This window comes from Bacillus sp. 3255, from assembly GCF_031456485.1.
Taxonomy (GTDB): Bacteria; Bacillota; Bacilli; order Paenibacillales; family NBRC-103111; genus Paenibacillus_E.
Genome location: NZ_JAVDUS010000002.1, coordinates 155,352 through 176,354 on the forward strand (window position 1 = coordinate 155,352; position 21,003 = coordinate 176,354).

Consider the following 21,003-nt stretch of genomic DNA (forward strand, 5'->3'; position numbering starts at 1 on the left):
CTATCTATAGATTAAACGCCCATATCAATATTCAACGTCACCGGCTCAATGCTGGTTTCGGAGAACGGAATCGTTTGTACCGATGTCCCGTCTTTGCGGACAATGACAATTTTGCCTACCGATATCGCTTGTTGCCCGAAACCACGCAGCGGAATCGTAATCAGCTTTTGGGAATCTTTTACATCGATATTGCCTGCATTGCCGAAGTTAGTGACCGTATATACTAATTCTTTCTGCTCAGTACCTTCGTATTCTTTGATATAATCCGCATAATTAGTGCTGCTGTCTCTACCGAAGATTGAGCCGTTAATGAACGGCATGTCGTCGCTATAGAACGTATTATCGCCATACAGCAAATGAACTTCTACGGCATAAATATTTTTGGTATCTTTGAAATTGCTCATAAGGATATCCAAATTGTATTTATTCGGTGTATCACTAGTTCCAGCCATCGCAGCTTGCAAACTCACGGCAGGCACCGGTGCCGGCGGCGTTCCTGGATCCCCTCCGCCTGGGTTACCACTGCCGGGATTACCGCTGCCAGAGTCCGAACCGCCGCTCCCCGGATTCGTCTGAGGCTGATTCCCAGTCGTAGTTTGATTCAGATTCTTCAAAGCGTCTTGCTTCGCCTTCTCTTCGGCTGCCTTCACCGCTTCCAGCTGCTTCTTATTCTGCTCCTCGAGCAGCTTAAGCATCGCTTCCAGCTGCTTTTTCAACTCAGCTTCCTTCTTCTCGCGCTCCAGCTTATTTTTGAGCTTCGCAGCTTCCAGCTTTTTCAGCTGCTCCTGCTTCGCTTTCTCTTTCTCAGGATCGACTCCCGCCGTCTTGTCCAACTCTTTGACTTTACCTAAATCTAACTTCCTGTTATCCAGCGCAATTTTCTTATTCGCTTCATTGATGACTTTATCCATGTCCGATTTATCGATTTTATTTTCTGACAGCGCTTTTTTGGCGATATTGCCGACCAAGTTATCGAAATTTTGCTGCACCTTGTTCAGCTCTTCCAAGCTTTTGATAACAAGGTTCCCATCTTCGGTGACGATGCCTTGGCTTAATTCCTGCTTCTTCTTCTCAATAAATTCATCGTTCTCTTTGTCAATCTCCGCTTTATTCAGGATGAATGCTTTGATGACTTCCGGGGAAGCCTGTGCCACGAAATCCTCCAGATCCAGGAAATCCACTTTCAGCGCAAGATCGTCCGTTTCATCCCGGGAATCCAGCTCAATCTGCTGCGTCGGATACAAATAAGTAATCGTGGTATGCTGTTCGTTGTCAGTGCCAGTCGTTACTGTAGATGCAGATACTTTACCTGCCCCGACCGCCATTTTGATAGCCCCTGTTTTCGGATCGACGGAAACGAAAAACTGCGTTCCACGTACGCCCATTACTGCCGTTGGCGTTTCTACTTCAAATTCATCGTTCGATCCGGCCAGCGATTTGACTTTGACCCACATGGAGCCCGCCCAAACCTTCAGCTTGGACTTTTTGTTTCCATCGGACGAATTGAGATCGGATACGTTGATTTCCGCATTCTCGCCTAGCGTTACATCCGCATCCCCGCTGCTCAAATTCAAAGTAACCGACGAACCGGACCCCGTATACACGGTATCCCCTTGATTCAAGCTCATACTCTCGTAAGCGTCGTACGATTTGGAGCCTCCGCCTTTCTTCACGGTGACATCCCCGGATAACGAAGCAATGACGGCCACCCTCACCGTTTTGGCATCCGCCGGACTTGCGAACAGCCCGGAAATCAAGCTGACGACCAAACACAAGCTTAAGCATAATGAGACAAATGATTTCTTGGAAACTTCCACTCCGAATTCCTCCCCAATTTTCATTCTTACAGATTCCCGATCACTTCGTAGACAGCAACGGGCTTTTCTTTGCCTTTGACCTTAATTTCACCTATCGACTCTATGACGAAAAGATGCTTGACCCTTTCATAGGTTTGCTCGCTAATGAGAATTTGGCCCGGCTTGGCATTGGATTCCAAACGCGCAGACAAATTCACCGTGTCGCCGATAGCGGTATAATCCAAGCGTAAGTCCTCGGATCCGATGTTGCCGACAACAGCAGGTCCGCTGTTAATGCCGAGACCGAATTTCACGCCGATCCCATACTTCTCAATCAGCTTCTGCTCCAAAATGTTCGCCTGGGATTTCATTTCGATCGCAGCCCGAACGGCCATCTCCGGATGGTTCTCATATTCAATCGGAGCGCCGAACATCGCCATCACGCCGTCCCCAATGAATTTGTCGAGCGTTCCGTTAAATTTGAAAATCGCCTTCGTACATACATCCAAATATTCGTTCAACACTTGAATGACCTGCTCGGGCTCAAGCCGCTCAGACATAGGCGTAAACCCGCGGATATCGACGAAAATAAGCGAAATGTCCTTCCGGCTTCCGCCGAGCTTCACATCTTCACCGGATTGCAGCAGTTCATCGACAACGGATTTGGATACGAAGCGTCCGAAAATCCCCGTGACCCGGTTTCTTTCCTTGCGTTCTTCTAAGTAATGACTGACAAGCGACCATATGTAAATTAAAACAAGGGCAAACTGCGGATAAACAAGCGGCGCGAACGTAGAGCCCGCGATATAGAACGTTAACCAAACGCCGCCATACAGCACAAAGATGCCGATGAAAATGAACAGCGCGGTCTTTCCTCTGAATCTCTCAAATAAGAAAATAGCAAGCAGCGAAATAAGCAAAATCAAGCCAATCCCTACAGGCTTACTCGAATCTTGGTAAAACTTGCTCTCCAGCAGCGTTTGAATCATATTGGCATGGATTTCGATTCCGAACATTTTGACCGAAGAAATCGGCGTCGGATATTCATCCTGCATGGCCGTGACGAAAGGCCCTACCAACACGATGCTGCCCTGCAGAGGCAAAGGATTTTTGCTGTTCATCACATCCACGAACGAAAGCATCTCATAACCGGAGGTCGCATCCACCTTCTGCCTGGGCAGTGTGAAAAACTCTGTCGTCACTTGGTTTCTCTCATTGGTTGGCATGACGACATTCCCGCGCTTCCATGCTCCCGTCGTGTCATCTCTCTTGATTCTCTCGTGGTCATCCAGTACTAGATTCGCCAGAGCGACACTGAATGCAGGTATGTAAGTCCCGTTCTCATCCGGCAGTCCAACGGGCAGCTTGCGCGCTTTGCCGTCTTTGTCGACGAACACATTGATATGCGCCATCTGCTGCCGGTCGGTCGTTATTGTCGATGTCGGGTAATCGATTTTGTCAGGCACCAGATCTCCTGCCTGCTGCTGCTTGGAGGGATAGTTAATTTGTATGGGCAAGATGACATTATCGTATTTGGCCATCACATCAGCCAATGCCTTATCGTCTGAGGGGTTTTTGGAAGGTTCGGCCAAGACCACGTCAATGCCGATCGCCGCCGCACCGGATTGTTCCAGCTTCTCGATCAATTGCGCATATATCGAACGGTCCCACGGGAACTTACCGATCGCTTTCAGAGATTTCTCATCAATCTTGACGATTTTGATTCGGTCTTCGGGCTGGCGTTCTTCTACGGACTTCGCCTTGCGCAAAACATCCTGCAGAGGCCCTTCCACAAAATAAAACAAACCGCTCGAGTTGACCGTGTAGAAATATGTCGATAGCAGCATAATCAAAAGTCCTGCCACTACCGTCTTGATCCACTTCTTTTTACCCATATGAACCTCCTTATACCTACTAGATTCATTGTAAGATGGAGGTAGACAAATGGCAATGAATTCTTACATTTATATACAAATTGTAGCAAAAAAAAGCTCAGTTCCCGGTCAGGAACTGAGCTTTTTCGACATTTCGCAGATCGCCTCTACGAATAAGGTATGATTAGTTAAAAGGTGAATCCGCAACTTTGATGGAGTCTGTTGGGCAGCCATCTTGTGCATCCTGCAGATCATCGTACAGATCTTCAGGGATTTCAGTTACCCCTTTGTTGCCGTCTCCATCAAAAATCACTTCCGCCAAGCCTTCATCATCGTAATCATAGATGTCTGGTGCTGTAGCTCCGCAAGCGCCACAAGCGATGCAAGTATCTTTATCAACGAATGTATACTTTGCCATGATTCTACTCCTCCTCGAATTATCCTCATTGTAAAATATAATATAAATGAGGACAAAGTTCAAACCTTAATATTGATCTCCCTCAAAATACCTCTGAATAAAGTCGGCCAGAGCAGAAGCGTCGTTTACATCAAAAATCGGATAAGCCAAACCAGCCATTCCTTCCGCTTCCAGATCGGTGGCAATCGCGATAGGCTCCGGCTCTAGAACATGAACAATTCCTCTCTGCTCTATTGTACGGAAAATCGCGATCTTTGGATGCTTTTCCCTTTTAAAACCTTCAACAAAAACATAATCCAAATGATTCCATGCGCGGACCTGCTCTTGCAGATCGGGCTGCTGCTTCCTTTCGTAGACGTGAACCCCACCCGGGGATAAGGTCACAACCGCATCGGCCCCGGACTCGGCGAAAATAGTTGAATCCGCTCCTGACGCTTCTTTATAATGTCCATGCGCGTCATGTTTCATAACCGCAACCCGTTTGTTGCGCCGCTTCATCTCAACGACGAGCTTAGCGATTAACGTTGTCTTGCCGCTGTTCGAGTACCCCGCAAAGCCGATGCAATGCGCCATAAGCTGCCCTCACTTCTCCTCTTCTTGATGAAGGGGGTTGTTCCTCAAATGGTCCATTTGCAAGGAAGTCCCTCTTGCCCTGTGATTGCGGATGAGTGCGGAAGGATCGTCACTCACCATCCCGGCGGTCAGAATCGCATTCTCGCCGAATTTATCCCGGAGTTCATCCATGATCTTATTCAAGTTCTCGCGTTTGGGCTGTTTCTCGTAGTCAAATAAATCGAGCTGAACGAACGTCTCTTCCTTGCTCGTCAGATTTTGCAGGGTAATGCCCAGCAGCCTTACCGGGTTCCCCTCTTCCCACTGATGATCGTACAGTTGACACGAGGTTTTATAAATATCGTCCATGTGCTCCGTAGGTGTAGGAAGCGTTACGGATCTCGTAATCGTTCGCATCTCCGGATCCCGGATCGTGATTTGAATCGTAGAGGCCATCAATTCCTGCTTGCGCAGTCTTCTGGCCACCTGATCGGCAAGATTCAGAAATACGCGGTGAACGTCTTTTCTTTCTATATAATCCCGCGGCAGCGTAGTTGTGTGTCCGATCGACTTGCTCTGTTCTTGTTCCGGATTGACGGGAGCATGATCGATACCGTTCGCAGCCCGCTTCAGATGAGGACCTAGTACGCCGAAATGCTTCGATAATAAAGCCTCGTCGCCGGCCGCCAGCTGACCTAGCGTATGAATCCCGAGCCTCGTAAGCTTAACCGCCGTTTTCTTCCCGATACCAAATAAATAATTGCACGGTTTATCCCATAACATCCCCGGCACATCCCGCAAGCGCAGGACCGAAATGCCGTTAGGCTTTTTCATATCGGAGCCCATCTTGGCCAGCAGCTTATTAGGCGCAATGCCGATGGAGCAGGGCAGCTGGAGCTCTTTCATAATTCTTTGTTGTATTGCATTCGCAATATCCACAGGCGTACCGAACTGCTTGGATCCTGTAATATCGACGAAGCATTCATCGATCGACATGGATTCGACCATCGGCGAATAGCTGTAGGCAATTTGCATGAACCGCCGGGAGAAGCTGCGATACAGCTCGAAATCCGGGCGGATGAGGATCAAATCGGGGCATATTTTCAGCGCCTGCCTGACCTGCATGCCTGTCTTGATCCCAAGCGCGCGCGCCACATAAGATGAAGTCACGATAATGCCTTTGCGCAGCTCGACGCTGCCTGCGACCGCAATGGGCTTTCCTTTATACGTTTCCGGCTCCACAGCTTCATGTACCGAGCAGTAGAAGGCGTTCATATCGATATGCAAAATGACTCTCCCCGACTTGGGATAATGATGCTCCACCGTCACCATTTCACATTCCCCTCCTAGAACCAAAAACAAGTGTGAAAGCCATTTTCAGCATACAAAAAAATAAAGATTCAAGCAAACGCATTTTTGCGATATGATGACTTTATCCGTTGTATTATGGTATAATCGTAAATTATACATTAGCGCTTTAAAGCAAGCATATTCACCCGTACACAAGCAACTAAGTCACTTTGCTAGCTTTTGAAGGAGGAAGCCATGTCAACATCAGTCAAAATCTTCGATACTACATTAAGGGACGGAACTCAGGGAGAAGGCATCAGCCTATCGGTTGAGGATAAAATCAAAATCGCCCGCAAGCTCGACGAGCTCGGGGTTCATTATATTGAAGGCGGATGGCCGGGCAGCAACAGCAAAGATATCGAATTCTTTGAGCGTGTCCGCGACATGAAGTTCAACAACGCAAAGATTACGGCTTTCGGAAGTACAAGACGCAAGGATTCCGTCGCTTCGGAAGACATCAATTTGAATAGACTTGTGGAATCGGGCGTTCAAGTCGCGACGATTTTCGGGAAGTCGTGGGATTTCCACGTACATACCGCGATCCAGACGACACTCGAAGAGAATTTGGCGATGATTTACGACTCCGTGCACTATTTGAAAAGCTGCGGACTTGAAGTCATTTATGATGCGGAGCATTTCTTCGACGGTTACAAAAATAATCCGGACTACGCGCTGCAAACGATCACCAAAGCACAGGATGCGGGAGCGGATTGGATTGTGCTGTGCGACACGAACGGCGGCTCGCTTCCCGGCGAAGTAACCGCGATCGTGACAGCCGTCAAGCAGCATGTGAAGACGCCTGTAGGCATCCATGCGCATAATGATTGCGAATTAGGTGTCGCCAACTCTCTGGCTGCGGTGCAAGCAGGTGCCGGACAAGTTCAGGGTACGATTAACGGATACGGCGAGCGCTGCGGCAACGCGAATTTGAGCTCCATCATCCCGAATCTGCAATTGAAGCTCGGCTATCACGTCATCACGGAGGAACAATTGGCGACCCTAACGCCGGTTTCCCGTTATATCAGCGAGATCGCCAACATGCATATGCCGAACAATCAGCCTTATGTCGGCAACGCGGCATTCGCGCACAAAGGCGGCATTCACGTCTCTGCGATCCTCAAGGATGCCAGCACTTATGAGCATACCAAGCCGGAGCTGGTCGGCAACAAACAGCGCGTCCTCGTCTCCGAATTGGCCGGACAAAGCAACGTGCTGGTGAAAGCGCAAGAGCTGAATCTCGACTTCAACAAAGAGCACCAGAAGACCAAAGAAGTCATCGAGAAAATCAAGGATCTCGAGCACCAAGGCTACCAATTCGAAGGCGCGGATGCGACGCTGGAGCTGCTGCTTCGCGAAGCTTTCGAAGGACTCGAAGAGATTTTCACCCTGGAATCGTTCAAAATGCTGGTAGAGAAATCGGCGAACCAATCCGTCGTTTCGGAAGCAATCGTCAAAGTGAAAGTGCACGGAGAGACGATCTATACCGCGGCGGAAGGCAACGGCCCCGTCAACGCTTTGGACAATGCGCTGCGCAAAGCACTGATTCAGTACTATCCGGACATCAAGAACATTCACTTGTCCGATTATAAGGTTCGCGTCCTCGACGAGAAAGACGCCACCGCAGGCAAGGTCCGCGTCTTGATGGAGACGACGGATTTCAATTCAACCTGGAACACGCTCGGCGTATCCAGCAACATCATCGAAGCAAGCTGGTACGCACTGGTGGACAGCTTGCGCTACGCCCTCATTGGCAGACAGCGCGTCGAGCCGGCGAACAAAGACCAGAACGAGCGCCTCGGTCTCGTCAACCACTAATAAGCCAAAAGCTGCAAATCAGCCCGTTCTCGGGCCGATCTGCAGCTTTTCTTGTTTATCCCTTGATAAGCCCGGCAATCTTTTTATCCAATTCTTTGGGCGATACGACGTGGATAACTTCGCGAACGACTCCGTTCCGATCAATCAGGAAGCTCGTCGGAATCGCCAAGACACGATAGGCATCCGCATTCGTACCTTGTTTGTCAAGCAGCACCGGGAAAGGGTATTTATAAGTGTCCACGAACTTCTTAATATTCTCCATTTTATCTCCAGGCGTTACGTTCACCGCATAAAGATCGAATTGCCCCTGATATTTGTTATACACATTCACCAGATCCGGCGCTTCTTCCTCGCACGGACCGCACCAGGAAGCCCAGAAATTCACGAGCAGCGGCTTCTCTCGGGGACCGCCGATCGAGTATGTCTTACCGTCAAGTCCTGTCAACGTGAAGGATGGCGCCAAATAATTCACCTGGGGCGCCTGTTCGGTAGGCATAAGAGTTTGCTTATTCTCGCGCTGGGCGTTTTGATAGATCGCAATCCCTGCCAACACAAGGACCAAAGCGATCACAATTACATTTTTCTTCAAAATGCCTGTTCACCTCCACTCTGTCTATATTATCTCCAATTCGCCGAAATTTCCAACATCGGTTGTTCCCAAGTATGCTTTCCCCTCAATGGGGAAAAGTAAGGTCTGACAAACACATGGAAAGGAAGCCAACAGGTGAACAAAGCAGCCACAGCTAAGAAAAAATTCAAAAGCGGCTCCAATAACTGGACCAGCCATAACAGCACTAATTCTTCTAATAAGCCGAATTCCAAAGAATCATCCGGCAATGGGTCCGTTTGGCAATACATCGCCATTGCAACGATTCCCTTGGTGCTCGTGCTGGGCAACTCCATGCTGGTCCCGATCTTGCCGGATCTTCAAGACAAAATGGGCATCTCCCGTTTCCAAAGCTCGCTCGTTATCACCTTGTTCTCCATCGCAGCAGGCATCGTCATTCCCGTCTCCGGCTATTTATCGGATCGATTCACACGGAAGGCCGTCATCATTCCATCACTCATCATCTATGGCGCTGCAGGCATCCTGGCAGGCTTCGGGGCGGTGTGGAACTCCTACACCATCCTTATCATCGCCAGAGCCATACAAGGCCTTGGAGCGGCCGGAACAGCCCCTATCGCTATGGCGTTAGTCGGCGACCTCTACAAGGGAGGGGAAGCAAGTAAAGCATTAGGATTGATCGAAGCTTCCAACGGTACCGGCAAAGTTGTGTCTCCAATCTTGGGCTCCTTGATCGCCATGATCGTCTGGTACGCGCCTTTCTTCGCCTTCCCTGTGTTCTGCCTGCTTGCCCTGCTCGCCGTCATCTTCATGATCAAGGAGCCCCCCAACAAGAAGAAGGCCGATCGGCTCGGTGTCTACCTGGGGCATATTCGAGATATTATGAAGCAAAAAGGGCACTGGCTCATCCCCGCCTTTTTCGCGGGATCCATCACACTGTTCATCCTTTTCGGCGTACTCTTTTATTTGTCGCAAATATTAGAGGAGAAGCCGTACAACATCGACGGCGTTCGCAAAGGTCTTGTGCTGGCGATTCCATTGTTATGCATGGTCATCACCTCCTACACCACAGGCGCGAAGATCAAACAAAACGGCACCCTGATGCGCTGGTTGATGAATATCGGGCTGGTCATCATGACGATTTCACTAACGCTCGCCATCTTTCTGAACACCAATCTATACGTCTTCATCGGCTTGCTTTCTCTCAGCGGTATTGGAACAGGCCTTCTGCTTCCTTGTTTGAACACCATGATTACCGGTTCCGTCGAACGCGACCAACGGGGTATGATTACATCGCTATACAACAGCCTGCGTTTCATTGGCGTGGCTTTCGGGCCGCCTTTATTCGGTTGGCTGATGAACATGTCGCACAAAACTTTATTCATTACCGTTTCAGCTTTGGCGCTGCTCATGCTGGGTCTCGTTTTCTTCTTCATTAAACCGGATAAGCAAATGGGTCAGAAAGCATGATATACTAACCTTCAAACGAATGTTGCGCAAATTGGGGGGGATGCAGATGATCGTGCAATTTAAGAAAGAACTATACGAGCATCTGCTTTCCCACAGCTTGCAAATGCTGCCCGAAGAAGCTTGCGGCCTCCTGCTTGGTGAATCAGAACCAAGGCGGCATGCAACAACCCTTCGCGCCCAACGTTTCGCCCCATTAACCAACCATGCCGCCAACCCGCAGCGGCATTTTGAATTAAACCCTGCAGAGCTCCTTCCTTACCTCATGGATCGCAAGCATCCGGTCATCGGGTTGTTTCACTCGCATCCTGCAGCTCCCGCCATCCCGTCTCAGGACGATCTGCAAACGCTCTGGCACTCCCTCCCAAGCTATTGGATCTTATCCTTGCAGCAGCCGCACAAGCCGGACCTTCAGCTGTTCCAAATAAAAAAAGCCACATCGACCACGTATCACAAACTCGCGTTTGCAATCGATCAATGATGGCTTAATAAAGCGTACAAATCCCCTAATGTATCTACATTCCTTGCTTTGATCTCTTCCATGAACCTGGACCACAGCTGCGCCGTCATCAAGGAATCTTCCAGGGCGTGATGGCGTTGCGTAATCGGAATCTCATAAGCATGAAGCAGCGCATCCAAGCTCAAGTCTTTCCGTTTCGGCATCAGCCATTTGGCAATCATCATCGTGTCGAGCACGCGATGCGACAAGCTGACTTTGGACGTCCGCCAAAGCGCCGAATTCAAAAAGTTTTTGTCATGCCCGGTTGCATGAGCCACCAAAATCCGCTGCTGAACGAACTCGAGGAAATCGCTGAGCACACCGATCAGTTCAGGCGCATCCGCGGCCATTTCATTCGTTATGCCTGTCAATTCAACGATGTCGTCCGGGATTTTACGCTTCGGATTCACCATACTATAGAAGGTGTGATCTCTTTGAATGTCACCGCCAATGACGGAGACGCCGCCGAAAGAAATAATTTCATCGCCGTTATAAGGTGAAAACCCCGTCGTTTCCAAATCAAAAACGACAATTTCTATAGAGTGCAGCGGTATTTCAAACAGGGAATCTTTCCGCTGTTCTTTCAACATGGAGCGAATAAAAGCCATCTGCTGAGCACTTTGCACATCAAACATGGAAGTGATGGCAGGAGTAAGCCCCCCCATTTTGTACAAATGCCACATACGTCCGGCCGGCCGCATATCCTTCATCCCATTTCACCTCTCCAGCACAAGAAACATGCAATCCGATTTATCTAACCTTTTCTCTCTAAATGTGAAACAATCGACTTTTTCACATAACGCTGAAGCTCGACCCCCGCGCGCAGACATTGTTTTAACTCAAGCTTAATGTCCTTGGATAATTGATCGGCCGCTAACTTCCCGCGGGTCGTGTATAGATCGCCTTCAAGCTGAAACGGCGTCAGATCTCGGAGCTTAAGCGCAACGCCGAATGCTTCCCGCCATTCATCCGCCAGCCGCTCCGGAATGAACGAGCTTGCTTTGAGCCGTTCAATTCTTTCGAACGTTGAGGAGCTTGTGATTCCCGCTTGGATCGCCAACAGCCGAATGCCGTTTACGATAGGAATATAAGCGCCATATTTAATGTCGAAGCCGCCTGCGTCCTCGCCGTATCTTTCGGTAATCAACTGCCCGAATACACCAAGCGATATTTTGTGATGAAGCGTATTGGATAAGAGCTGATTCAAAATAGCTGGATTCTGTTTCACATAATCAAGAAATGTCTTATTGAGCTGTTCCACTAACACTGGCGAACCATATATACAGCGCATATCCGCCATGATGAGCAGATAACGCACATTTTCCCACACCGGTTCCTGCAGCCATTGCAGCAGCATCGCCTTATACTCCGCTGCCGGCTTGCGCCATTGCTTGTTGCTGGATACGACATTCCCCTCGCAAGGCGGATAGCCCAAAGCTTCGAGACCACGCAGCGTGCAATCTACCAATTTCGCAAAATAATCTTCAACTTCTTCCATAGTATGCTCTGTGCTTTCGCTGAAAATAAGACCGTTATCCTGATCGCTCCAAAGCGTCTGCTCGCTTCGTCCTCCGCTGCCGAATAACATAAAAGCATAGGGCACGGGCGGCTTGCCATGACCTTCATCCTCCAGCATATGTTCCGCCAGTTCGATCGTTCGCCGGATGAATGCGTCGTGTATCGCGTTGATGGTGCGGTTCATGTCAGGCGCATGAGCGAAAAGGAGATGCTCCCGAAACATCTCATGCACCTGATCTCTGGTTATCCGCATCTCATCGAACTGTTCCGATTGGTAGATACGTTCCAGGATCTGTTCCATTGAGAGATGTTTCATGTTGCATCCCCTTTGCTCAAGTAGAAAGTAATGTGATTTTAAACGGACATGCCGTTTTGAGCGGCTTTCTTCATTTGCTCCGGATAACCGTAGGAACCATGTTCAGACAAGTCCAGACCAATGATTTCTTCTTCTTCCGTAACGCGAAGACCGATTGTAGCTTTCAGAACTCCCAAGATAATGAAGGAAAGAACGAGAACGAATGCGAAAGCTCCGAACAAGCCAAGCGCTTGAACGCCTAATTGGTGCAATCCGCCGCCGTAGAACAAGCCTGCGCCGCCGATCCCGACTTTAGCCGAAAGTTCAGGCGTTGCGAAGAAGCCTGTGGAAAGCGTACCCCAGATACCTGCGATACCGTGTACGGAGAAAGCGTAGATCGGATCGTCGATACCGGCTCTTTCAAACCATTGCGCCGTGAAGAATGTAACGATACCTGCCACTGCGCCAATAACAATCGCCGCCCATGTATCTACGAACGCACAAGCTGCCGTAATCGCAACAAGCGCTGCAAGAACACCGTTCAACATACTAGGAATATCCGCCTTGCCGAAGTACATCCAGGAGATCACAAGCGCTGCAACACCGCCTGCCGCAGCAGCCATGTTCGTTGTCAAAGCGATGTATCCGAAGAAACCGTCGCCCATTGCGCTAAGCGTACTGCCCGGGTTGAAGCCGAACCAGCCGATCCACAGAATGATAACACCGAGTACGGACAACACTTGGTTATGACCAGGAATCAGGTTTGGCGTTTTATCTTTATTATATTTGCCAATACGAGGTTTCAACAAGATGGTGGCTACAAGCGCTGCTGTCGCACCTTGCAAGTGAACAACGGTCGAGCCCGCGAAATCCTGCATGCCGAGCTTGCTCAACCAGCCGCCGCCCCACACCCAGTGAGCTACGATCGGATAGATCACAACTGTAAACAAAATACCGAAGATGAAGTAAACCGGAAGCTTCGCTCTCTCTGCGAAACCGCCCCATGCAATCGCCAGGGATACACCCGCGAATGCTAATTGGAACAAGAATTTAATGCCGATCGGCACGTCGGAGAAGGAAAGCGCGCTGAACGACGCGGCCGCTTGATCTTCCAAACCGGTTACGAAGAACCCTGTCGTTCCGAAGAAAGCATTGCCGTCACCGAAGGCGAACCCGAAGCCTACTGCCCAGAAGGCGATGGCACAAATCCCGAACGTTAAGATTGTTTTACCGGCTACGTGACCGGCATTTTTCATTCGGGTAGAACCTGCTTCCAATAAAGCAAAACCCGCTTGCATGAAAATAACTAAGATGGCGGCTAACATAACCCAAACAGCATCGATTGCTCCTGTCAATTGGGGAATTGTCGCTTCATCCGCCGCGAATGCGAGAGTAGGAAACAACATCGACATGCCCCCAAAAGCTAACAACAATTTCTTTACCATACGACCACTTCCTTTAATGTTAGATTAAATAACATGCAATGCAACTCTTAATGTCATTATATACAGGTTATATGGGTTTGACAATAGGATTTTCGTTAATAAAATGAAAAAAACGAAAAATAACCTGACATCGAACAGGCATAATTCGTGTTTTCATTCATATTCGATTTAAAATGTTAAGATTTCTATCTCAGATACTTTTACCAACTAGTCCAAGCATCACGTTTGACTGTACGGTTTGGAATCAGTTATCATTACTGTAGAAGAAATTCGAAGACATGAAATTGAAGTAGAGGTGGATGACATATGGGGAATGAGAAGCTATATAAGATCGGGGAACTCGCAAAGCTTGCCGACGTCAGTTCTCGAACCATTGATTACTACACCAAGCTGAATCTGATTGAACCCGAGAAGAGATCCGATACGAATTACCGATTATATAGCGATGAAACTTTGCATCGACTTAAACGTATTGAATCTATGAAGAACGAGAAGTATACCTTAGAGGAGATCAAAGCAAGCTTGCAGCAGTGGAACAAAGTGTCCCAAGACGATGAAGTGAGAGATAAGCTGACATCGATCCAGCTTCATCTTGAACAGTTGAAGAAGGAAGCGAAGGAACTTGATCCGATTATCCAGCAGCTGAAGCCGAATCAACTCAAAAAGCTTTACCGAGTATTAACGCAGCCAACCGCGGCATGCATTGAAGCGCTAATCGTCCTGCTAGGTAAAAATCCGTTCTCATAACGAATTACGGAGGCGTGTGCAATGTTCTTTTTTCACCCAATGGATTTTCTCATTATTATTGCGTTCGTTCTTTCTTTGTGGGCTTCGTTTCGAGTTCGGGGAACATTCAACAAATGGTCGAACGTTCCTGTATACTCCGGCATGACCGGCGCGCAAGCGGCCAGACGGATGCTCGACGCCAACGGGCTCTACGATGTTCCGGTAGAAGCCGTACGAGGAACGCTAACCGACCACTACGACCCGATGGCCCGTGTAGTACGACTCTCAGAGCCTGTCTACTACCAGAGCTCCATATCGGCCGTCTCCGTCGCCTGTCACGAAGTCGGTCATGCCATTCAACATAAGGTCCATTATCCGATGCTTGTAGCAAGGCACTATATGTTTCCGGTCGTCAATTTCGCATCCGGCGTCGCGCCGCTGCTGATCCTTGCCGGCTTCATATTCCAACAGATTCCTTGGCTTCTCGGACTCGGCATTATTTTCTTCGCAGCCGCCGTCGCTTTCCAGCTGGTTACGCTGCCGGTCGAATTTAACGCAAGTTCCAGAGCCCGCGATTTGATGATCGCCGAGGGATTCATCTCCAACCAAGAAGAACGCGGCGTAGCCAAGGTCTTGAACGCAGCAGCGCTTACGTATGTTGCCGCCGCGCTTATCTCCGTCCTTGAGCTGCTGAAGTATATTATGATCTTCTCCGGTCGCAATAGCGACGACTAAACGACACAAGCTCTCCAATGCTGCGACTTTCCCGCAGACACGGAGAGCTTTTTTTATTGGAAATATTCATGCAAGAACCGCCTGAACACCTCAGCCACCAGCGGCAGCTTCTCGCCCTTGCGGCTGATTAACCCAACCGTACGGGTAACCTGCGGATCCGTAACGCGGATTTTGGCCGGCTGCATCTGTCCGCCTTCCATAAGCGCCATCGACGGCAATAGGCTGACCCCCATGCCCGCGGCAACGAGTCCGCGAATCGTATCGGTTTCTTCCCCCTCGAACTCGATCTTCGGCACGAATCCCGCCTTCAGACAAGCTTCCATGACAATCGTGCGGAGCGTGTATTCTTCGCTGAACATGACGAAAGATTCGTGCTTGAGCTGCTCGAGCCGAATGGACGTATAATCAGCCAAAATATGATTGGACGGTATGATCGCATACAACTCTTCGGTCAGTAAAATTTCCCCCGTCACATGCTCGTGCTTCTCCGGGAAAGGTGAAATGAACGCGAGGTCGATCTCTCCCCTGGTCACGTCGCGTATAAGCGACGTATACGTTCCTTGGCGCAGCCGGAACTTCACATTGGGGTGATCCTTCTTGAAGGACGCCACCACCGCCGGCAGCAAGTTGATAACAAGACTATGCGGGAATCCGATACGAATCTCACCGGCTTCAGGATCGAGAAACTCATGCATTTCCCCGACCGCCCGCTCCAAATCCGTTAAAATCCCTTCGATGCGGCTCAGGAACAAATGTCCTACGGAAGTAAGGTGCAAATTTCGCCCTTTTTGAACAAACAAATTAACGCCTAATTCTTGTTCCAACAAGTGAATTTGTCTCGAAACAGCCGATTGCGCCACATGCATTTCCTCTGCGGCCTGCGTCACGTGCTGCTTGCGGGCAACTTTCACAAAATATTGCAATTGTCTTAATTCCACTTGGTAAAATCCCCCGACTTTATCTCTCATAATGACGAATCCGGCAACTTGATGCAATTAAATTATAGCCTCACAGCATCAATTGGACAACCTTAGAGCAAAAAGCTTATAATAAGTAAGTTGTTATATCGATGGAAATTAAAGGAGGAACTGTTCACATGGCACAAGAACGTACTGGTGTTGCTACACTCAAAGGCAATCCAATCACCCTGGTAGGACCCGAAATCAAAGTAGGTGACAAAGCGCCTAACTTCACAGTTAACAAAGATTTGATGACACAAGTATCCCTGGCAGACTATGCAGGCAAAGTTAAGCTGATCTCCGTCGTTCCTTCCTTGGATACAGGCGTTTGTGACGCACAAACTCGCCGCTTCAACGAAGAAGCAGCGAAATTAGGCGACAATGTCGTTGTTCTGACAATTTCCGTGGATCTTCCATTCGCGCAATCCCGTTGGTGCGGAGCTGCCGGCATCGACAAAGTCATCACTTTGTCCGACTACAAAACGAAATCGTTCGGCGAAGCATACGGCGTATTGATTAAAGAAATTCAATTGGATATGCGCTCCATCTTCGTAATCGATGCTAACGATACGGTTCAATATGTAGAGTACCTGGGCGAAATGACAGCTCACCCTAACTACGAAGCTGCCGTTGACGCTGTACAAAAATTAGTGTAAGCCAAACAAATAAAACAGCAAGGAGGCCTAGCTTCCCTGCTGTTTTTATTATTGTTCGGTTTTATATTGAGCTAGCTTCCGGTCTAATTGTTTATAGATATCGATAATCGTGCGGTAGTTGGAACCCAGATCGCCCATAGATCCCCGGGAAGCCGAATAAATATCCACTGCGGTCTTCACGGGATTAATCGCGAACAACGTAAGCGTGACATCTTGCGTGCGTCCCGTCATGGTTTTGCGTTCCGCCAAAATTTCGCCGACATTTTGAACTTCGTGGAGCAGCTTATATCCCGGTGTTTTCTTCAGAACGGCAGTGACTTCTTCCCAAACTTGGTCCTTAGGAAGCTTGTAATATCTTGTTTTAAGCAAAGGATCTTTGGCTTTATCTCCGGTCGTTTCGTGACTGCGAAGTAATCCGATTAAAGTTCTCTTAAGCAAAAGCCTTTTCCCCCTTCAATGAAGTGCATTTAGACCGCTTGCCATCTCTACACTGTCCTCTATATTACCATTGTTTAGGCGTAAGAAAAAGAGGGAAAATGAAATCAATGGATAAGCCTCATTGAAAGGGGCAGATTGACACCCTATATTTAGCCAAAAAATGTGCTGTATAAGAGATAAGCATTTAACCCAGCAATCAGAACGGCAACGAACCAACTGAGCACGATCATCCACTTAGGGGTTACCAGCTCACCCATCTTCTTACGATCCGAAGTGAACTTCACCAGCGGGATGACGGCAAAAGAAAGCTGCAGCGACAAAATCACTTGGCTTAAAATAAGCAAATCCGTAGCTCCGCTATCCCCGTAAATACCGATTACAATGACTGCTGGCACGATGGCAATAATTCGCGTAATCAAGCGGCGCAGCCATGGCGTGAGCCTGATATTCAGGAAGCCCTCCATCACGATCTGGCCGGCTAGCGTACCGGTTAGCGTGGAATTCTGGCCGGAAGCAAGCAAAGCAACCGCGAATAAAATACTGGCCGCGCCTGTACCGAGCATAGGCCCGAGCAGGTGATAGGCATCCTGTATCTCAGCAACTTCACGGCCCGCCGAATGAAAAGCGGCGGCAGACAGGATAAGAATGGCTGCGTTAACGAACAAAGCCAGCATTAAAGCAAAGCTTGAATCAATCGTTGCGAATTTGATCGCTTCGCGTTTTCCTTCGATCGTCGGCTCGATTTTACGCGTCTGCACAATCGAAGAATGCAAATACAAGTTGTGCGGCATGACCGTTGCTCCAAGAATCCCGAGCGCAATATAGAGCATCGCAGGATTAGTAACGATCTCCGCTCTCGGAATGAAGCCGGAGGCGACTGCCGCTACATCGGGTCTTGAGAATATCAGTTCCATAATAAAACAGCCTGTAATAATGGCGATCAAGCTGATCACCATCGCCTCAATATAGCGGAAACCGCGTTTTTGCAATAAAAGGACTAAGAGTACGTCGACGGATGTCAAAATAACGCCATACACGAGCGGGATGCCAAAAAGCAAATTCAATGCGATCGCGGCGCCGATGACTTCCGCCAGATCACAAGCGGCAATAGCGAGCTCGCACAGCACCCACAAGACAAAAGAAACGGGTTTGCTATAGTGATCCCGGCAAGCCTGCGCTAAGTCGCGGCCTGTCACGATACCCAACCGCCCAGCCAGGGCTTGCAGCAGTATTGCCATTAGATTAGAAATTAAAATAACGGATAACAAGGTGTAACCGAACTGCGAGCCGCCCGCCAAATCCGTCGCCCAGTTCCCCGGATCCATATATCCTACGGCGACCAGATACCCGGGACCGACGAAAGCGAGCAGCTTCCGGAAGAAGCCGGCTTTCTTAGGTACGCGCATGCTCTGATGGACTTCAGGCAGGCTGGGCATCGATGAATCTCGTCTCCAACCTTTGCGTTCGGGTTTCTCTGACTCTTTGTATGCAGCTTCCATATCTAAATCCCTTCTTTCATCGGACCAATAAAGTTGTGTTAAGGAAACTTCTTGTTTAGAATTATACTATATAACGCTATACTATGCTACAGGTAAACACTTATGTGCTGGTGAAATAAATTTTCCCATGGGAAAAACTAAACATCAAGGAGTGAGATGACGTGCAAATACGTCCTGTTGCGAATGATCATGAAGTGCTGGAGGCTTATCATATTGAAACGATGGTTTATCCCGCACAAGCAGCCGCTACCCTGGATGCCTTCCGGATGCGGAAGGAAGTATTCGGCGGCTATTTCCTGGTTGCCATGACTGAAGCCGATTCCAACGGTCATCAAGAGCTCATCGGAGTGACGAACGGGGTGAAGCTCGAACATAAGGATTTGGCCGATGAAAGCATTAAACAAGGCGTCAGCCAAGCTGTTGACGGACGTTACTTCTGTGTGCTGACGATTGCGGTTCATCCGAGCTATCAGCGGCAAGGCATCGCTACGCAATTACTGGAGCAAATTATTGCGAGAGCCCGAGAAGACGGACTTGCAGGCATCGTGCTTATGTGCGAGGAGCATTTGATCTTATTTTACGAAAAGCAAGGATTTCGATACATCGCACCATCCGCCTCTGAACACGGAGGAATTCAATGGCATGAGATGCATCTGATATGGAAATGAATAGAAGCTGTAACCGCACGCCGAAAATCATCCGCGCAAGAAGAAGGAATTTCGCTTTTTCTTGCGAATATAATAAATGAATTATCTTTGTATATTTAATAAACAAACAAAGATTAGCGCAAGATTCCATCATAAACAACAAAGGGTGATAATATTATGTCGTATTTTATGGGTTTGGACTTAGGAACATCTGCCGTCAAGTGTATCCTGGTCGATGATTCCGGCGCCGTCGTCGGCAGCCACAGCGTTGAATATCCGCTCCAGCAGCCTCATCCCGGCTGGGCTGAGCAGCATCCGGAGGATTGGTGGAACGGCACGGTCGAAGGAATCCGTGCGCTCTTGGCCAAAACCGGCATCCCCGGCAGCGAAGTGGCCGGTATCGGCTTCTCCGGCCAGATGCACGGGTCGGTATTCCTCGATGAAGCGCAGCAGGTGATCCGCCCTGCGCTGCTGTGGTGCGATCAGCGCACCGCGGAGCAGTGCGCATATATCGAGGCGACCGTCGGCGAAGCCGAACTCGGCCGGCTGACGGGCAACCGGGCGCTGACAGGCTTCACAGCGCCCAAGGTCATCTGGCTCCGGCAGCACGAGCCGGAGAATTACGCACGCGTTCGGCACCTGCTGCTGCCGAAGGACTACGTCAGGCTGCGCCTGACGGGCGCGTTCGGCATGGACATGGCCGACGCCAGCGGCACGCTGCTGCTCGATGTCGCGAACCGCAGCTGGTCGCAAACCGTCGCCGCGCGCCTGGAGATCCCGCTCGCGTGGCTGCCACCGCTGTTTGAATCCGGCGACGTCGCCGGGCACCTGCTGCCGGAAGCGGCCAGCCTCACCGGCTTAACCGCCGGGACGCCGGTCGTAGCGGGCGGCGGCGACCAAGCCTGCGGCGCTGTCGGCGTCGGCGTCGTCCGCCAAGGCATCGCGTCCGTGGCGCTCGGCACGTCCGGTGTCGTCTTCGTACACGACGACACGTATCAAGTGGATGAAGCATACCGGCTTCATTCGTTCTGCCACGGTGTGCCGGGCAAGTGGCACCGCATGGGGGTTATGCTGGCCGCCGGAGGCTCGTTCCAGTGGTGGCGCAACCACTTCGCGCACGAGGAGCTGGAGCGTGCGCAGCAGGAAGGCAAAGACGTCTATGAAATCCTGACGTCGGAAGCCTCCACCGCGCCGCTTGGCAGCGAAGGCTTGCTGTTCCTGCCTTACCTGTCCGGCGAGCGGACGCCGCACCCGGACCCGAAAGCGCGCGGCGCTTTCATCGGTCTGAACCTGCGGCACGGCAAAGCCCACCTGACGCGTGCCGTCCTCGAAGGCATCACCTTCGGGCTTCGCGATTCGCTTCAATTGATTCGCGAGTCCGGGGTCGAAGTGACGGAACTGCGCGTGAACGGCGGCGGCGCCAGAAGCCCGTTCTGGCGGCAAATGATCGCCGACATCTTCGGCATCCCGGTCGTGACGGTGAACTCCACAGACGGCCCGGCATACGGCGCAGCGATCATGGCGGCGTCGGGTGTCCTTGGCGAAGAGATTACAACGCTCTGCGAGAAGTGGATTCAGGTCACGGACAGAGTCGAGCCCATCGCCGCCAATCAGCAGCAGTATGAGGCTTATTATCAGGTTTACCGCGGCTTATACGGCACGCTCAAAGATACGTTCCATCAATTAAGCGACCTTGCCGGTCACGCATAATCAACGCTAAAAAGCGGTTGAACAGGAAACCTCCTGATC

20 protein-coding genes are annotated in these 21,003 nt (G+C 49.9%); 8 read left to right on the plus strand and 12 right to left on the minus strand.

What is annotated here, in order from left to right:
• Positions 1-11: 11 nt before the first annotated feature.
• From J2X61_RS03215 to J2X61_RS03235, 5 genes are all read right to left on the minus strand, one after another.
• The gene (locus J2X61_RS03215; protein ID WP_310185872.1) at positions 12-1,817 is read right to left on the minus strand and encodes a FecR family protein; all 1,806 of its coding nucleotides are present in this window, start codon (positions 1,815-1,817) and stop codon (positions 12-14) included.
• A 26-nt stretch (positions 1,818-1,843) separates the two neighbouring features.
• Positions 1,844-3,691, minus strand: a complete 1,848-nt coding sequence (locus J2X61_RS03220; protein WP_274465928.1) for an adenylate/guanylate cyclase domain-containing protein — start codon at positions 3,689-3,691, stop codon at positions 1,844-1,846.
• 163 nt (positions 3,692-3,854) lie between these two features.
• Complete coding sequence (locus J2X61_RS03225) at positions 3,855-4,088, minus strand: ferredoxin (protein ID WP_126141398.1); 234 nt, start codon at positions 4,086-4,088, stop codon at positions 3,855-3,857.
• A gap of 66 nt (positions 4,089-4,154) precedes the next feature.
• Positions 4,155-4,661 carry a molybdopterin-guanine dinucleotide biosynthesis protein B gene (gene mobB / locus J2X61_RS03230; protein ID WP_310185878.1) on the minus strand — a complete coding sequence of 169 codons (507 nt, stop codon included), beginning with the start codon at positions 4,659-4,661 and terminating at the stop codon, positions 4,155-4,157.
• A 9-nt stretch (positions 4,662-4,670) separates the two neighbouring features.
• The gene (locus J2X61_RS03235; protein ID WP_310185880.1) at positions 4,671-5,972 is read right to left on the minus strand and encodes a DNA polymerase IV; all 1,302 of its coding nucleotides are present in this window, start codon (positions 5,970-5,972) and stop codon (positions 4,671-4,673) included.
• A 213-nt stretch (positions 5,973-6,185) separates the two neighbouring features.
• Between J2X61_RS03235 and cimA the strand changes: the two genes are divergently transcribed.
• A complete protein-coding gene (gene cimA / locus J2X61_RS03240) occupies positions 6,186-7,805 on the plus strand; it encodes a citramalate synthase (RefSeq protein ID WP_310185882.1) in 1,620 nt (539 codons plus the stop codon).
• Between the two features lie 55 nt (positions 7,806-7,860).
• Here cimA and J2X61_RS03245 read toward each other — a convergent pair whose 3' ends face one another.
• The gene (locus tag J2X61_RS03245; protein ID WP_274465932.1) at positions 7,861-8,394 is read right to left on the minus strand and encodes a TlpA family protein disulfide reductase; all 534 of its coding nucleotides are present in this window, start codon (positions 8,392-8,394) and stop codon (positions 7,861-7,863) included.
• Between the two features lie 135 nt (positions 8,395-8,529).
• Between J2X61_RS03245 and J2X61_RS03250 the strand changes: the two genes are divergently transcribed.
• Together J2X61_RS03250 and J2X61_RS03255 are read left to right on the plus strand one after the other, a co-directional pair.
• On the plus strand, positions 8,530-9,840 hold the full coding sequence (locus tag J2X61_RS03250; RefSeq protein ID WP_310185885.1) for an MFS transporter: 1,311 nt from the start codon (positions 8,530-8,532) through the stop codon (positions 9,838-9,840).
• A gap of 46 nt (positions 9,841-9,886) precedes the next feature.
• The gene (locus J2X61_RS03255) at positions 9,887-10,318 is read left to right on the plus strand and encodes a M67 family metallopeptidase (protein WP_310185887.1); all 432 of its coding nucleotides are present in this window, start codon (positions 9,887-9,889) and stop codon (positions 10,316-10,318) included.
• On the opposite strand, the gene J2X61_RS03260 is transcribed toward J2X61_RS03255, so the two are convergent.
• The 3 genes from J2X61_RS03260 to J2X61_RS03270 are packed head-to-tail and all read right to left on the minus strand — an operon-like array spanning position 10,312 to position 13,594.
• Positions 10,312-11,046, minus strand: coding sequence for an exonuclease domain-containing protein (locus J2X61_RS03260; protein ID WP_274465936.1), 735 nt, complete (start codon positions 11,044-11,046; stop codon positions 10,312-10,314). The two genes, J2X61_RS03255 and J2X61_RS03260, sit on opposite strands and share 7 nt — an antisense overlap.
• Positions 11,047-11,090: 44 nt before the next feature.
• Positions 11,091-12,170 carry a DUF294 nucleotidyltransferase-like domain-containing protein gene (locus tag J2X61_RS03265; RefSeq protein ID WP_310185889.1) on the minus strand — a complete coding sequence of 360 codons (1,080 nt, stop codon included), beginning with the start codon at positions 12,168-12,170 and terminating at the stop codon, positions 11,091-11,093.
• Between the two features lie 38 nt (positions 12,171-12,208).
• Entirely contained in the window at positions 12,209-13,594 is a 1,386-nt protein-coding gene (locus tag J2X61_RS03270) for an ammonium transporter (RefSeq protein ID WP_274465938.1), read from the minus strand.
• A 306-nt stretch (positions 13,595-13,900) separates the two neighbouring features.
• On the opposite strand from J2X61_RS03270, the gene J2X61_RS03275 reads away from it, so the two are divergent.
• Together J2X61_RS03275 and J2X61_RS03280 are read left to right on the plus strand one after the other, a co-directional pair.
• Positions 13,901-14,341: a MerR family transcriptional regulator gene (locus J2X61_RS03275; protein WP_274465939.1), complete on the plus strand. Its 441-nt coding sequence runs from the start codon at positions 13,901-13,903 to the stop codon at positions 14,339-14,341.
• 21 nt (positions 14,342-14,362) lie between these two features.
• Positions 14,363-15,055, plus strand: a complete 693-nt coding sequence (locus tag J2X61_RS03280) for a zinc metallopeptidase (protein ID WP_274465940.1) — start codon at positions 14,363-14,365, stop codon at positions 15,053-15,055.
• Positions 15,056-15,108: 53 nt separating this feature from the next.
• Here J2X61_RS03280 and gltC read toward each other — a convergent pair whose 3' ends face one another.
• Positions 15,109-15,993 (minus strand): glutamate biosynthesis transcriptional regulator GltC, encoded by an 885-nt coding sequence (gene gltC / locus J2X61_RS03285; protein WP_274465941.1) that lies wholly within the window; start codon positions 15,991-15,993, stop codon positions 15,109-15,111.
• Positions 15,994-16,151: 158 nt separating this feature from the next.
• Here gltC and tpx point away from each other — a divergent pair, with 158 nt between their 5' ends.
• The gene (tpx, locus tag J2X61_RS03290; protein WP_274465943.1) at positions 16,152-16,670 is read left to right on the plus strand and encodes a thiol peroxidase; all 519 of its coding nucleotides are present in this window, start codon (positions 16,152-16,154) and stop codon (positions 16,668-16,670) included.
• 48 nt (positions 16,671-16,718) lie between these two features.
• Here tpx and J2X61_RS03295 read toward each other — a convergent pair whose 3' ends face one another.
• Both J2X61_RS03295 and J2X61_RS03300 read right to left on the minus strand, forming a co-directional pair.
• On the minus strand, positions 16,719-17,108 hold the full coding sequence (locus J2X61_RS03295; protein ID WP_274465944.1) for a DUF1499 domain-containing protein: 390 nt from the start codon (positions 17,106-17,108) through the stop codon (positions 16,719-16,721).
• 149 nt (positions 17,109-17,257) lie between these two features.
• A complete protein-coding gene (locus J2X61_RS03300) occupies positions 17,258-18,607 on the minus strand; it encodes an Nramp family divalent metal transporter (protein WP_274465945.1) in 1,350 nt (449 codons plus the stop codon).
• Between the two features lie 161 nt (positions 18,608-18,768).
• On the opposite strand from J2X61_RS03300, the gene J2X61_RS03305 reads away from it, so the two are divergent.
• On the plus strand, positions 18,769-19,275 hold the full coding sequence (locus tag J2X61_RS03305) for a GNAT family N-acetyltransferase (RefSeq protein ID WP_274465946.1): 507 nt from the start codon (positions 18,769-18,771) through the stop codon (positions 19,273-19,275).
• 156 nt (positions 19,276-19,431) lie between these two features.
• On the plus strand, positions 19,432-20,964 hold the full coding sequence (gene xylB / locus J2X61_RS03310) for a xylulokinase (RefSeq protein WP_310185894.1): 1,533 nt from the start codon (positions 19,432-19,434) through the stop codon (positions 20,962-20,964).
• The last annotated feature ends 39 nt before the right edge of the window (positions 20,965-21,003 follow it).

Bases quoted from the DNA above. Each gene is read 5' to 3' on its own strand.
- J2X61_RS03260 (WP_274465936.1), bottom strand. From the start codon at position 11,046: ATGAAGGATATGCGGCCGGCCGGACGTATGTGGCATTTGTACAAAATG.
- J2X61_RS03265 (WP_310185889.1), bottom strand. From the start codon at position 12,170: ATGAAACATCTCTCAATGGAACAGATCCTGGAACGTATCTACCAATCG.
- J2X61_RS03280 (WP_274465940.1), top strand. From the start codon at position 14,363: ATGTTCTTTTTTCACCCAATGGATTTTCTCATTATTATTGCGTTCGTT.
- J2X61_RS03235 (WP_310185880.1), bottom strand. From the start codon at position 5,972: ATGGTGACGGTGGAGCATCATTATCCCAAGTCGGGGAGAGTCATTTTG.
- J2X61_RS03220 (WP_274465928.1), bottom strand. From the start codon at position 3,691: ATGGGTAAAAAGAAGTGGATCAAGACGGTAGTGGCAGGACTTTTGATT.
- J2X61_RS03275 (WP_274465939.1), top strand. From the start codon at position 13,901: ATGGGGAATGAGAAGCTATATAAGATCGGGGAACTCGCAAAGCTTGCC.
- J2X61_RS03255 (WP_310185887.1), top strand. From the start codon at position 9,887: ATGATCGTGCAATTTAAGAAAGAACTATACGAGCATCTGCTTTCCCAC.
- J2X61_RS03225 (WP_126141398.1), bottom strand. From the start codon at position 4,088: ATGGCAAAGTATACATTCGTTGATAAAGATACTTGCATCGCTTGTGGC.
- xylB (WP_310185894.1), top strand. From the start codon at position 19,432: ATGTCGTATTTTATGGGTTTGGACTTAGGAACATCTGCCGTCAAGTGT.
- tpx (WP_274465943.1), top strand. From the start codon at position 16,152: ATGGCACAAGAACGTACTGGTGTTGCTACACTCAAAGGCAATCCAATC.
- cimA (WP_310185882.1), top strand. From the start codon at position 6,186: ATGTCAACATCAGTCAAAATCTTCGATACTACATTAAGGGACGGAACT.
- J2X61_RS03300 (WP_274465945.1), bottom strand. From the start codon at position 18,607: ATGGAAGCTGCATACAAAGAGTCAGAGAAACCCGAACGCAAAGGTTGG.
- J2X61_RS03270 (WP_274465938.1), bottom strand. From the start codon at position 13,594: ATGGTAAAGAAATTGTTGTTAGCTTTTGGGGGCATGTCGATGTTGTTT.
- mobB (WP_310185878.1), bottom strand. From the start codon at position 4,661: ATGGCGCATTGCATCGGCTTTGCGGGGTACTCGAACAGCGGCAAGACA.